The following is a 12,060-nucleotide window of genomic DNA, read 5'->3' on the forward strand; positions in this document are numbered from 1 at the left end:
ACCAAACTTAGCACTATTGCTGCCATCACTGGTAGGGTTAGTAAACGCGATGCCTACGGCGGGCTACGCCTACGCAAATTTCGGTCTTTGTCTTTTATCTCTTTGAGATTGGCAAATGTATTTGGACTGATTAACTCTAACAGCCTTGATTCTATTTCTTGGCTTGATGGGGCAGGTACAGTGACTCCATAGCGAAAATCTGGATTCCCTTGTTTTTTACGAGGTTTACTCATGACTAGTTTCAACACCACTGTGTTGAGTTCTACCATTGAATTTCTTCTACTTGACAAGACTCTAATTTTCTTAACTTGACACCAATGGCTAACACCCCATCCCGCAGGAGTAGAGGTTTTCCCCAAAACCAACAGCCACGGATTACCTAATTCTGTTTGAGTGTCGTACAAAGCAGTAGCATCACTCGCTATTACTACATAGCGATACTCACGTTGATGATGTATCAAAGAAAATGCTTGACAACAGGTCAGATCAATTAAATTTTTATTATTTGTGAAAAGTTTGTGTTAGTTGCTGTATACTCATTTTTATCTTTCAATTTCGCGCTAAAACACCTAATCGGTGTTCTGAATCATGGCGAAAAACCAAGTTTTGTCAGATTACAACCCAGAATGTTTTCTTGTAAAAGTCCTTAAAACAAGATTGATCATACATTGTTTTATTAGTGAATCGTTATTCTAGCAGGTCTTGGGAGCAGTAATAGACTTATTGATGCTATCACCTATTAATAAAACCATGAAATATGTCCGAACAACAAATGAACGGAGAGGGACAACACGAAAAACTTGAAATCCAAAAGGGTAAATATCATTCTGCAATATGCGAATTAATCTTCACCAAGTGATGATAGCAAAGTCTTAATGAATTTTAATGTGCAAATTGCTTACAAAGACTGTGTAATAGAGATTTATAACTATGGTATTGTTCACACAATCAAAACTACTAACTAAGGAACAATTACAAATAAAGATTGTTGAAAACCTTGAAGAACTCAAGCCTCATTCAGAGAATTGGAATCAGCTTGCGTTTGATTCTACTCAACAGTTACCAATGACTTCTTATGCATGGGTATCATCATATTTTGAACACTATGTGGAAGTTGACGAATCGTGGTTTTGTGTATTTGCTTATAGGAATTCTGATCTGGTAGGTGTGTTGCCGCTAATTGTAACTTCACAACGGTTATTTGGATTCAATTTTTCTTTCTTAGTTACACGTAGGTCTTCGCAATCATGTTCGCTTGATATTGTAGCCACATTGGGGCTAGAAAATATAGTTATTCCAGCCCTGATTGATGCTGCGATAAAATTTTGTCCTCATCATATAGGAATAGTATTTAACCGTTTACCAGAAAACTCACCTACTATTGCTGCTTTAGAAGAGATGTCAGATATTACCCTCATTAAAGAGCTTGATTGGATGAAGGGAGCGCACTTAAAAGTAGCTAGCTGTTTTGAGGAATATCGCAAAACCCTTAGTGGGAATTTAAAAAGTACTATCAAAAGGTCGAGAAAGAAACTGTATCAACTAGAAGGTGTAAAAACTATTTTCCTCCAAGGAAGCGATGCTACTGAAAAACATTTACCTCAATTAATAGAAGTGGAAGCTGCTAGTTGGAAAAGGACGAAAGGCAAATTAATTGCAAATTCATCAATAGATGTATCATTTTACAAAAATCTTACACGTAGACTATCAGAAGCTGGTTGGCTTGAATGGCAATTGCTTGAAGCAGGAGGTAAAACAATGGCGATCAATTTAGCGATTAAGTTAAAGCGTTCAACCATTATTTGGAAATTGGCTTACGATGAGAGTTATTCCAAATTTTCTCCTGGCACTATTCTTTTTGAAGAAGTAGTTAAGTCAGCTTATACAGATAATGTTGAGGAGATTAATCTAGTTAGTGATTTTCCTTGGTATGACAATTGGAATATGGATAAACGCCCACACTATAATATAAAAGTATATTCGCATCAACCTATTTCTCTAATATTTGGATTGATACCTGCATATATTATTAATAAGCTGAAAGTCTTTAAAATAAGATTGGTAAAGCTGTATAAATTTTTAGTGCTTAAGTGTAATAAATAAAGCCATTGGAATTAACCAAAATTCCTATTAGGGCACTATTTAACACTCAAGGAAATGTTTCACAGAGGAAAGGCGATCGCATTCAAACTAGACCGCCTACCTCACGTTTATTACTTTAATCCTGACTGTTCTTTACTCTTGAGCTTGTCATGCTCAAAAGTAACGGTGATTTTTGAACCATCAGGATTTTTCCAGACAAATGTTGCTACTGTTGCGATCACTGTGGGGAATAATGCTTTTATCCGTAGAAAATCACGTTATTTGTATCATATTCGGAATTTTTATCTAAGGAGATTTGCTGAAAAAGAAAGAAAAGTTGACATTTACTAGGTGATCAGACCTTAGAAGTATATTCAGGTACAAGAGAAGAAGGTAAAATAGCCCAAAATCCTTGCATCACAGTGGTCAGGCACAACATTGTGTATTAGAAATCACTATGTACCGTCAAGAAGAATCAACTCTAATTCCAGCGTCAAACTTTGAACTGCCATTTGAAGGAAAGTTATCATTAGATAATCGTTGGGTACTCATGGCGAGTTTAATACCTTGGACAGAATTTGAAGAGGAATATTCTTCCTTTTTTTCTGGTGAAATGGGAGCACCAGCAAAATCGTTTCGGATGGCATTAGGCGCGTTAATAATCAAAGAGAAGCTAGGGATAAGTGACAGAGAGACAGTAGAACATCTTAATCTACATAATCTGTTAGTATTTGCTCTTCAGTAGTGTGATCTGAAGCTATTGGGCGGCTACCATCTATTTCTAGAGTATCCTGAACTTGCAAATTACTCTTAGTGATTGGACGTTGACCGTCTATATCAAGAATCTCCTCAACATTTAAATCACTAGGGTCAATTGGACGCTTACCGTCTACATTTAGCATCTCTTGTTCTTGAAAATCGCTCTTAGTAATCGGGCGTTGCCCATCTATATTAATTGTTTTATCATAATCAGTTTCATTCTTCCCAATTGGGCGCTGACCATCTATATTAAGTGTTTCTTTTATTTCAAAATTACTTGGATCGACTGGGCGTTGACCATCTATATTAATTGTTTTATTTGTCTGTATCAGTTTATTAGATGATGAAGACATATCAGTTTCATTCTCTAGCTCCTGCCGACTCAGATTATTTTTATTATTACTAACTTCGTTTGTGTTATTCATGTTTGCTATCGTGATTATAAAACTACTTATCTACTACCAACATGACCTTAAAAAATTTTTATCTCTAAGCAAGATACGCTAAAAATTAGGTAGAGAGCATAAAAATTATGATTTCTCTAACAATTCCTTTATCTAATAATAATACTGAAGTAGAAGCAGAAAATCCTCTATCACAGCACAGAATGCATCTATAACTTGAGACGGATTTATCATTTATCAGCGCTGATAAATTTCTTAGAAATCTTGTGCGCGGCTGGGCATTGAATGGGTTAGTATCCACACTTTCCGCAGCAGGTGCTTGGCTAACCGGGAGCAAGTTGATGCAAATTACTTCTCAAAAGCTTGACAAACATCCTAATACTGCTTTTTCTCCTCAGCTAAGTCAATCTAGGAGTTGGTAGTCTTGAAATCGTTAACTGTAACGCTTGCATTTGAGGAAAATCGCGTTTAATAATCTCGATAGCTTTTCTTTGACTCTCTTGATTTTTAACGATCAGTTGTGCAGTGCCATCGCCTTGAGAACCCACACCTTTTCCTCCGAAGATATAAGGCTGAAGTGGCTCGTGATGGAGAAGTAAATGCAGCCTTTTCGCAGTTAATTGATTGGGACAAGCCGGAACTACGTACCGATCAAATTCAGCTTGGGCTTTCGTCATGAAAGCTCCAATAAGCTGGGCATCTCCTCTTTGTATTGCTTCAACTGCTGCCTGGGTAATTTCAGAGCTAATAGAACCAAAATATTTTTGGACATTTTGCTGAATTTCATTAGTAGCGAAAGGATAACATTGATTCAATGCTTTTAGTATTTCTTGTGTGTTTTTGCTACCGCCGAGATCGACAATCACAAAAAACAAATCTTCACTAACTTTTAGTTCAAGCAGGTCGATTTTTTCACCATCAAATATCATCAATATTGGGCGATTTCCATAAGCACAAGCCTGATCCATACGACCGCAAAGACTAGGAGTAATTCTTTCTCCCAGGTAAGCAAACTCCATTTCTTCACGAATTGTCAATTTCAAGTCATACAAACGATTAAAAGCCCTCGCAATCAGAACACAAAAGGCAGCACTCGAAGATAATCCTTTTTGAATGGGTAAGTCGGTTAGATAATTATCAACCTCAAGCCCACCGACACCATAGTGAGTAAGAAATTGATAAGCTGTACCAGCAGCATAACTAAAAAAACCACCCTTTACTGCTATGCATTTCAGGGTATTAGATTCCATAGGTAATCTCAGTGGGCCATAACCTCTGCCATCATTGAGAGAAGCACGAATAATTAACTCGGTAGAATTAGGCAAAACATCAGCATAAATTCCTTGATTAGTACCAACAATTAAGGTGTAGCCCTTTTCGATCAGAGGATTAATACTACGATATTCTCCTGCCCAATCGCTATGTTCTCCGAACAAGCAAAGACGGCCTGGAACAAAAATTCTCATTTGAAGTTTCCTGTTGTTAATCGAGGTATATACTATCCTTATTAACTTGAATTAACAACACGCCATTCATCACTTCGATAGTCCAGATCAGCAGCACTTTCGTCAATCTTAGGAGAATCTATTGTTGCTGTTCCCAGACTCAACACGGTTCAGATAAGCTTTTTTCTCCCGCCTGCTCCCCCTGCCTGCCTCAATGGATAAATTTCTTAACTCATCAGCACCCTATCATCAGCAAGTATATCCTGTTGTCCGCCAGGGCATCTGTTCAAAGTCGCAGATTTCATTTTTTATAATGTTTTTTTATTTAATTAGGACTTACGCAAAAAGTGCTAAAAAGCTTAATTTATCGAACCGCCAAGACGCCAAGAACGCCAAGAATTGTAGAGTTTGCGTAAGTCCTATTAATGTGATAACTCTTAATCTAAATAAATTCTGGCACAAATGAACGAAATCCTTCTTATAATAGATATGCAAAATGGTTTTATGTCTGAAAAATGCAGACATATTATTCCTAATGTGATTAAGCTAATTGAACGATTTTTAATGGCTGGGAAAGTCGTTGAATTCACAAAATTTATCAATACTGCTGACAGTAATTATGTCAAACTAATTCAATGGTCAAGGTTGATACATGAACCAGAAACGAGCATTATTGATGAACTTCAGCCATATATAAATAATGTTTATCAAAAATATTATTACTCAGCATTTACGGAAAAATTTTCGACTTTCATTTTTCTTAATAAAATCAATAAAATATATCTTTGTGGAGTTGAAACTGATAGCTGTATTTTGAAGACAGCAATTGACTCTTTTGAGCGTGGTATTGAACCAGTCATTATTGAGGATGCTTGCTTTAGTGATGGTGGTCAGCAAGCACATGATGCGGGTATTTTTTTGCTGAAACGTAACATAGGAAAAAACCAAATTATAATGACTGATGAGATTCTTGAGAAGATATCATCAAAATAAACAGAAACCTAAGTGAGTCTTAGAAATCCCCGACTGTTTACGGCGGGGAGGATGGGAATTATACAACAGCGCCCCCTTCATATTGTGTCCGGTTAAAGACCTATTATTAAGATTGCAAGGGGGCGGGGGGCAGGGAGTAGGGGGAGAAAGGGTTTTCAGGTTTTTGCACAGATGCGAAAATTATGACTAATCAGCCGGACATGATATCAGACTGTAAATCTATCGTTTGTTTGCGTTTCCAAGCAAAATGTAGGATATTTATTCCTAACTCTTGAGCGGTTCTTATGTCAGTTCGCGATCGCTGCAATTCTTCATCTAAACCCCATAATCCGCCCAGATTGCCGATCGCCAGAATAATTCCCCCGCCAGATAAAAGTTGAATTCTAGTTTGATCTATTATTGGCAACGCAGAAAATAGAAACGGCTTTATCCGCAAGGGATGGTCACGACGGGCTTCTTGTAAAGACTTTAGTGGTGTTTGCAAATGTTGAGCTAGTGCTTGGACTGATTGAATCAGTTCTGTACTTTCAACCGAAGCATCAACCAGCAAAGTACCCCCCGACTTCAGGTAGCTTTCAAGTTTCGAGAATTGATGGTTATTTAGCGATAAACCCTGATGCCCAGTCAGATATAGCAGATCGTAGGGGTGGATATCTTCATCCCAAGTGACTCGATCAACAGTTTCTGCACCTTTTAAGGATGGATAGATATCTTCAACAGCACGCAGTAAGTAGGTGAGATTGAAAAAATTTCGGCTACAGTCTGGATCGTCAGAGTTAATTTCAGCAATTTGAACCAAACCTTGGGGCCTTGCCTGGGCTTGACGGCGATAACGTAAATCTAAATCGCCGTATCCCGGAAAAAAGATATCGGCAGGTGTGCGAATCATTTCCTGCTGCGATCGCCGCAGCAAAATCCGACAAAGCTCCACATCTGAACGTTCAGGGGGACGGCTTCTCTCGTCAATTCTGAAGGTTTCCTGTACAACTTCCTGATCGGGGCTTCCCCCCAGGCGATCGGGATCTCGATACTGAGCAACCAAATAAACAGTGACAGGTTCCGATTCCTTTAACTCAGTTGCGATCCGAAAATTGATTTGATGAGGCACAACAATCGGATTCCCTTCTAAATCGATGGCAATTCCCGGCTGAATTTGCACCCAGCGATTGTCTCGATATTGAGCAGCAACTTCTTCTGGGGCTGGAATGACCCGTACTCCTAACCCGCAAACAATCCCTGGCTGATTGATTGACTGATAGTGAAGATTTTGGCGTTTGCGCTGATAGTCATGGGCGCGTTGCCAACGCTCGGCAGTTAGCAGCAAACCATCTCTGACTTGTTGGCGCTGCATGGGGGCAATAGTAGGGTTTGGAAAAGGATGACCCACAAAAATTTCTCCAATTCGATTGAATAAGTTTCAGATGAATGCTCAGTAATGGTCTGTTTTTATCTAGTACGCCACGCGGCGGAAATAGAGTAACTATTTAAGATCCCTAAAAAGCTGATTCCATAATACTTTTGACTTTTGACTTTTGACTTTTGACTTCCGCCTTGCGGTACTAGTCTGTTTCTATCCGCAAGCTGTAGGAGCAAAATGCAGGTTTCTCTTGCTCGATTATTCGCCGAACCAGCTGCTCATCAATTGGGCTGTTTGGCTGGGCCCGCAAGCGGACATCAAAGTGATAAGGCTTGCCACCGCCTATAACCGCATCTTCTCCCACGTAGGCTAGTCCAAATACACATCCTTGACCAAAGGGTTCGGTAATGCAGATTGATTTATCTTCTTCCCGGTCAATTTGTTCGTCGAGTGGTAAACCAGTATATAAATGTAAATAAAATCGAAGTCCCTTACGGGTTCCTCGACAGCGATAAATTTCTACAGCGCGTCGAATCAGCCGCCTTTGATGGTTTAAATCTAGCTGTGCATCAATTGGCCAGTCTACCCAGTGAGCTAGAAACGGCAAGAGCGTCTGAGGTGCAGTTAACGGGTCTAGATGCGCCCACATTGAACTGAAGCTATTGACTACCGGCTCGAACGCTTGCTCAAAGATTTTGATGAAGCGATGAATGTAGTCAACTTCTTGATAAACTATCGGCAAAAAAGCAGTATAGTTGCTCCGTGGTCGAACATTTAGCTCAAAATTGGATTCTTGAATCGGATGTGGACTTGACCCTTGACTCAGGCTTTGACTAGCATAAATCGACAGACAACCTCGAAAGTTGAGTTGGTTTCCCTTGCTTCCCTGAAGGACATCTTCACCCTCAAAAAAATCGTTAGGAATCAAAAACCATAAGTCAGCATGTCTGCTTTTCTTGGCAGCTACTTCTAGCGTTACGAGGTTGATAGCAGCCTCCATTACAGTGCCTGAGAGTTGCGCTACTGAGTTCTGTTTGACTGTCCCAAATTCAGGGGCGGTGGAAGCATCTATCTGTACCTGACACCATTCCAAAGGGAACGTCCCATCTAGCTTTAAGTTGAGTTGTTGAGGTTGAGACTCCCAGTTTTTAATCTCAAGGGCAACCCGACAGAGTTCTCCTGGGTAAACGACAATTTCAGATTGCTGTTGCGAACCTTCGATGGCTTCAGTTCCCAGCATCAGACTGCCTCCTTGGGAGGTGGTCGCAGAAATCTGCATAGGAGAGATATGAAGACTGGCTGATTTGGAGGTAAGTACTGGCACCATACCCTAAATCCTCATCGCAGATTTGTCTGTGAGAATATTGACACTATGTCCTGTGCGTGCCTGCGGATCTGCCCAAGAGCAGAGTAAACCCAAGGAGCCGGGATCTATGTAGTTTACAGGCATTGTTTGCCTCTGCCAAGATTCCCCATTTTTTTGAATAGGAAACAGCAGGATAGCGCCCAAATATTGAATCCCTGGTGTTTGCTGAAGGAGAGCCATTATGTCTGACGGATAAAGGGGGCGACCAAAGGGCCAGCCTGTCATCTCTACGCCGCCAGTTAAAGGATTGAGGTAGCGATAGAGCGCAACTTTGAGTTTCTGGATAATCTCGGCTTGAGCGCTTGGGTTATTATAGGCAGGCTCTAGGGTAACTTCGGCTTGAACCGATACGCCAACATAGTTGGGCTGCTGTAGCTGCAACTGAATGCCTAGCAAACGTCTTTCATCTAGATAGTGCAGAACCCGATCGCACAGAGCCGAATTTAAATTGAAGTTTTCTGGAGCAATCCCGTGTCCTAAGTCAATCAGATCGGTATTGGCTTGAGGCACAACGCACACGCTGACGCTCCCGGCAGTTTGGCTGGCAGACATCGGTAAGCACAATGCGCGAGCGATCGCACCACCGCTACCTTTGAGAGTTAAGGCTTCAAAATCTGAAGCAGTAACAGCTCGATCGTGCGATCGCAGCATTTGAGGCGCTCTCAAGACGGCCCGCTCTAGAGACTCGGCATTAGCACCGTTGACGGCAGGATGATAATTGGTCACGCGGTCTACATAAGGAATTGCCGTCTTCATAAAATTCAGCGTATTTGCCTGTACGTTTCCCTGTTTACCGCCCCCGGTACGATAGGTAAACATAATTTCAGCACCACGGGGAGGAATTGCCCCATACTGTTGCTCAATCATTTGAGGCTGAAGGTCTCGACTAGGCGATCGATCTGCTGGCAGCATTTGTTGTAAATAGGCACGAGTTTGCGTTTGCTTCTTAAGCGTTTGAGGTTCACGAATCAATGGCCCAAACTGAATAGTGCCTGCCAATACATCAACGACATAATGCCGATCGTGGGGTTTTGATTCAGCAAAGTCTTCAACCTCCTGCCAAATTTCAGGGGGCTTCCCAAGAGGAAGAACAAGCAGTTGCTCTTCTCCCCGGCGCTCCAGAATAGGCGCAGTCTCTACTTCAAAGCTCTGCCCCGGCTTCCCGTCGCTGATACCTAATATTTCCTCCTGGATCAGAACGCATTGGCTAGCTTGCACTGATCCGCCAATAGCACGCATCTCAATTGTTTTAATTCGAGGAGAATTTGAATATCCCGGCTGACGAGGGCCAGGTTCGATGAGGGTGCAGCGAATCCAACGACCTCGGTAGCCATCAAAACTAGATGTAGGCCAGCGTTCGGGCAGATGTAGAATCACATCACCGCTCTGCTGTGAGCCATCTCCCGTGTTCTCATTAAAGCTAAAGCCATTGGTGGTGTCGTCTGCTTCCTGCAAGAGTACCTTTATCCATGACTCGCCGTCCCAGGCTTCCCAACTGCGGGGAGGATGGTTCGGATCGATACCCGTAGGTGTACCTTGCGCTCCTGTGAAGGCGATCGCCAAAACATTTCCTTCTAAGGGGGTATCAGGCTCAATCACTAGATAAAAGCTATTACCAGACTGCGGCTTTTGTGGAAATAGGTGGAATTCGTGAGTCACTGCAAGACTGTCATTTTCATGATGCCATTCTCCAGTGTGGTCATGGAGCGATTGAGGAGTATTACCCGCCTCTGGTGCAGACAATATATGTTTTAAAGTAGGTTGAGCGATTAACAGGTCTCGATCGGTGGTAAAAATAATAGCTTCTTGAGTTTCAGTGCGCTCTGTTGCAACTTCTGTTCCGCGTGGAATGGTGTAGTTTTCTAGTAAATGAGTGCTGAGGTAGAAAGTCAGCCTAACTTGAGCTGGGGTTGGTGGCTGTAGACGGATTCCTAATAGTTCTAGAAAGGCTATATAGTTTTTACGAGGAACCTGATTGAATCGCATCAGCATCTGGTCGGTGAGCCAAGCAAATAGCTCGACTAAAGTAATACCAGGATCGCTGAGATTGTGATCTGTCCACTCTGGACAATAGCGAGGAATACGCAATAGGCATTCTTCTACTAAATCGTCAAAGTTGCGATCGTCCAGACGAGAACTGGGAAGCCGAGGTAAAAAGTCAAAATTCACGATTACTCCACCTCTGAAGCTAAATAGAACGGGTAGACAAAACTATAGGGGTCGGGATGAGATTTGAGGCGATAGTCAATGATAATATTGACACGCCCTACGATCGCATCAGGATCTGCGCGAACTTCATCAACGTCAATTCGAGGCTCCCATTTTTGTAATGCTTCCAATACGTAGATCCGAATTCTTAATAAAGTATCTTTATTTAAGGGAGCAAAAGCTAGTTCTGATAGGCGACAGCCAAAATCAGGACGGTATAAACGTTCGCCTAAATCGGTACGCAAAATTAACCAAATAGATTCTTTAACCTTCTGAGCTTCAGAACTTAGCTTGATTCCTCCCTGCACATTGGTCTGCAATGGGAAAGATAAGCCTGTACCCAAATACTTTTGTGGCTGCTCGTTTATTAAGTTTGCCATCCTCATTGTCTCTAAACTTCGCTTATAAAGTTTAGGATATCTGGCGATCGCAGAAATTATATCAGCCGAAGGTCTATATGCTCAGAAAAGGGCTAAAAGTACAATATAAATAGACAATCACAGTCAGATAGTTTCTGAAATACAGAGTTTTTTCGGCAAAAATTTCTATTCCGTCTTCATACCTTTGTCTGATAGACCTTAACAATAAAAATCGATAATATAGTGTAGATAGACGAGGCATAATTTGTCAAATAATTCAACATAAATTTGAAATTTAGTCTAGCTTAGAAAGGTATTTGCACATAGAAACAGAAAATTCAATCACTAATACATCGAGGATATTATGGACAGTGGTAAGTATATTTCCAGACAGAAAAATAGCAATAGAAGAGAAGAAAGCTCACAAGGAATTGAACTTCAAAGGTTAGGATCAAACGGACATATTCAGAGCAGACCTGGAAGTAGTCAGAGTAGCATCTCTCTTCCCGAATCTCTACATGCTCCAGAATTGCAATTAGAATTAGTAAAGGAGGAGGTAAGGAATATGAACTTTCAATACGGTCAAGGTAGTGATTGTAGAAAGTTGGCGATGGACACAATTAATTTAGCAAAAAGCAAGGGCATTCAAGCCACGCTAAAAGAATTGCAGAAAGCAATGTTGGTAGACAAAGGAAGGATAAAAGGAGACGCCCGACAATCCAATACCGCAGGCAAAGAAATGTGGTATTTTGAAGAACATTTTTGGTGCGACATTCAGGGGATTGAATACGACCCTTTGTTCGATAAACGGGGTACACCGGAAATGGATCTTGAGAAAGGTGATCGGCTATCTTATAGGGACTGCTATATCTCGGAATTTGCTTCGGGAAAAGCTATGGTTCATAGTAGTCCCCATGCTGGGATCGATGCCGATACAGTATTTCGATCCTTGAAAGAGGCAAAAGCATTTGTTAAAGAAACATATATGAACTATTCAGGCTCAGAATCAGAATAGTCGTGAGCATGGCATCAGCATCTTTATACAAGGGTGCGACAAGCAGTGATACCAATTCACAATTCGCAATGA

The 12,060-nt window shown here is 41.1% G+C and carries 11 protein-coding genes and 1 pseudogene; 5 read left to right on the plus strand and 7 right to left on the minus strand.

Annotation, left to right across the window (positions count from 1 at the left end):
* Positions 1 to 53 precede the first annotated feature (53 nt).
* The gene (locus RMY00_RS01835; RefSeq protein ID WP_322645921.1) at positions 54 to 461 is read right to left on the minus strand and encodes a hypothetical protein; all 408 of its coding nucleotides are present in this window, start codon (positions 459 to 461) and stop codon (positions 54 to 56) included.
* A 469-nt stretch (positions 462 to 930) separates the two neighbouring features.
* Here RMY00_RS01835 and RMY00_RS01840 point away from each other — a divergent pair, with 469 nt between their 5' ends.
* The 3 genes and pseudogenes from RMY00_RS01840 to RMY00_RS01850 form a co-directional block, all read left to right on the plus strand.
* Positions 931 to 2,103: a GNAT family N-acetyltransferase gene (locus tag RMY00_RS01840; RefSeq protein WP_322645922.1), complete on the plus strand. Its 1,173-nt coding sequence runs from the start codon at positions 931 to 933 to the stop codon at positions 2,101 to 2,103.
* Positions 2,104 to 2,157: 54 nt separating this feature from the next.
* On the plus strand, positions 2,158 to 2,433 hold the full coding sequence (locus RMY00_RS01845) for a hypothetical protein (protein ID WP_322645923.1): 276 nt from the start codon (positions 2,158 to 2,160) through the stop codon (positions 2,431 to 2,433).
* Between the two features lie 106 nt (positions 2,434 to 2,539).
* Positions 2,540 to 2,791, plus strand: a pseudogene (locus RMY00_RS01850) (IS5/IS1182 family transposase); the annotation flags it as partial.
* Here RMY00_RS01850 and RMY00_RS01855 read toward each other — a convergent pair.
* Positions 2,790 to 3,266 carry a hypothetical protein gene (locus RMY00_RS01855; protein ID WP_322645924.1) on the minus strand — a complete coding sequence of 159 codons (477 nt, stop codon included), beginning with the start codon at positions 3,264 to 3,266 and terminating at the stop codon, positions 2,790 to 2,792. The pseudogene RMY00_RS01850 and the gene RMY00_RS01855 sit on opposite strands and share 2 nt — an antisense overlap.
* Positions 3,267 to 3,643: 377 nt before the next feature.
* Positions 3,644 to 4,711, minus strand: a complete 1,068-nt coding sequence (locus RMY00_RS01860; protein WP_322645925.1) for a GHMP kinase — start codon at positions 4,709 to 4,711, stop codon at positions 3,644 to 3,646.
* 441 nt (positions 4,712 to 5,152) lie between these two features.
* Here RMY00_RS01860 and RMY00_RS01865 point away from each other — a divergent pair, with 441 nt between their 5' ends.
* Entirely contained in the window at positions 5,153 to 5,683 is a 531-nt protein-coding gene (locus tag RMY00_RS01865) for an isochorismatase family cysteine hydrolase (RefSeq protein WP_322645926.1), read from the plus strand.
* 190 nt (positions 5,684 to 5,873) lie between these two features.
* On the opposite strand, the gene RMY00_RS01870 is transcribed toward RMY00_RS01865, so the two are convergent.
* The 4 genes from RMY00_RS01870 to RMY00_RS01885 all read right to left on the minus strand — a co-directional run bounded on the left by RMY00_RS01870 (position 5,874) and on the right by RMY00_RS01885 (position 10,994).
* Positions 5,874 to 7,070: a DUF4159 domain-containing protein gene (locus RMY00_RS01870; RefSeq protein WP_322645927.1), complete on the minus strand. Its 1,197-nt coding sequence runs from the start codon at positions 7,068 to 7,070 to the stop codon at positions 5,874 to 5,876.
* A 172-nt stretch (positions 7,071 to 7,242) separates the two neighbouring features.
* The gene (locus RMY00_RS01875; RefSeq protein ID WP_322645928.1) at positions 7,243 to 8,319 is read right to left on the minus strand and encodes a phage tail protein; all 1,077 of its coding nucleotides are present in this window, start codon (positions 8,317 to 8,319) and stop codon (positions 7,243 to 7,245) included.
* Positions 8,320 to 8,370: 51 nt separating this feature from the next.
* Positions 8,371 to 10,575 (minus strand): putative baseplate assembly protein, encoded by a 2,205-nt coding sequence (locus tag RMY00_RS01880; protein WP_322645929.1) that lies wholly within the window; start codon positions 10,573 to 10,575, stop codon positions 8,371 to 8,373.
* A 2-nt stretch (positions 10,576 to 10,577) separates the two neighbouring features.
* Entirely contained in the window at positions 10,578 to 10,994 is a 417-nt protein-coding gene (locus RMY00_RS01885; protein ID WP_322645930.1) for a GPW/gp25 family protein, read from the minus strand.
* A 343-nt stretch (positions 10,995 to 11,337) separates the two neighbouring features.
* On the opposite strand from RMY00_RS01885, the gene RMY00_RS01890 reads away from it, so the two are divergent.
* Positions 11,338 to 11,988: a hypothetical protein gene (locus RMY00_RS01890; RefSeq protein WP_322645931.1), complete on the plus strand. Its 651-nt coding sequence runs from the start codon at positions 11,338 to 11,340 to the stop codon at positions 11,986 to 11,988.
* The last annotated feature ends 72 nt before the right edge of the window (positions 11,989 to 12,060 follow it).

Origin of the sequence: Nostoc sp. ChiVER01 (genome assembly GCF_034531155.1) — a bacterium.
Lineage (GTDB): Bacteria > Cyanobacteriota > Cyanobacteriia > Cyanobacteriales > Nostocaceae > Nostoc.

What these genes read in the sequence shown, in the direction of transcription:
- RMY00_RS01840 (WP_322645922.1), top strand. Translation starts at nt 931, where the DNA reads ATGGTATTGTTCACACAATCAAAACTACTAACTAAGGAACAATTACAA.
- RMY00_RS01845 (WP_322645923.1), top strand. Translation starts at nt 2,158, where the DNA reads ATGTTTCACAGAGGAAAGGCGATCGCATTCAAACTAGACCGCCTACCT.
- RMY00_RS01855 (WP_322645924.1), bottom strand. Translation starts at nt 3,266, where the DNA reads ATGAATAACACAAACGAAGTTAGTAATAATAAAAATAATCTGAGTCGG.
- RMY00_RS01860 (WP_322645925.1), bottom strand. Translation starts at nt 4,711, where the DNA reads ATGAGAATTTTTGTTCCAGGCCGTCTTTGCTTGTTCGGAGAACATAGC.
- RMY00_RS01865 (WP_322645926.1), top strand. Translation starts at nt 5,153, where the DNA reads ATGAACGAAATCCTTCTTATAATAGATATGCAAAATGGTTTTATGTCT.
- RMY00_RS01875 (WP_322645928.1), bottom strand. Translation starts at nt 8,319, where the DNA reads ATGCAGATTTCTGCGACCACCTCCCAAGGAGGCAGTCTGATGCTGGGA.
- RMY00_RS01885 (WP_322645930.1), bottom strand. Translation starts at nt 10,994, where the DNA reads ATGGCAAACTTAATAAACGAGCAGCCACAAAAGTATTTGGGTACAGGC.
- RMY00_RS01890 (WP_322645931.1), top strand. Translation starts at nt 11,338, where the DNA reads ATGGACAGTGGTAAGTATATTTCCAGACAGAAAAATAGCAATAGAAGA.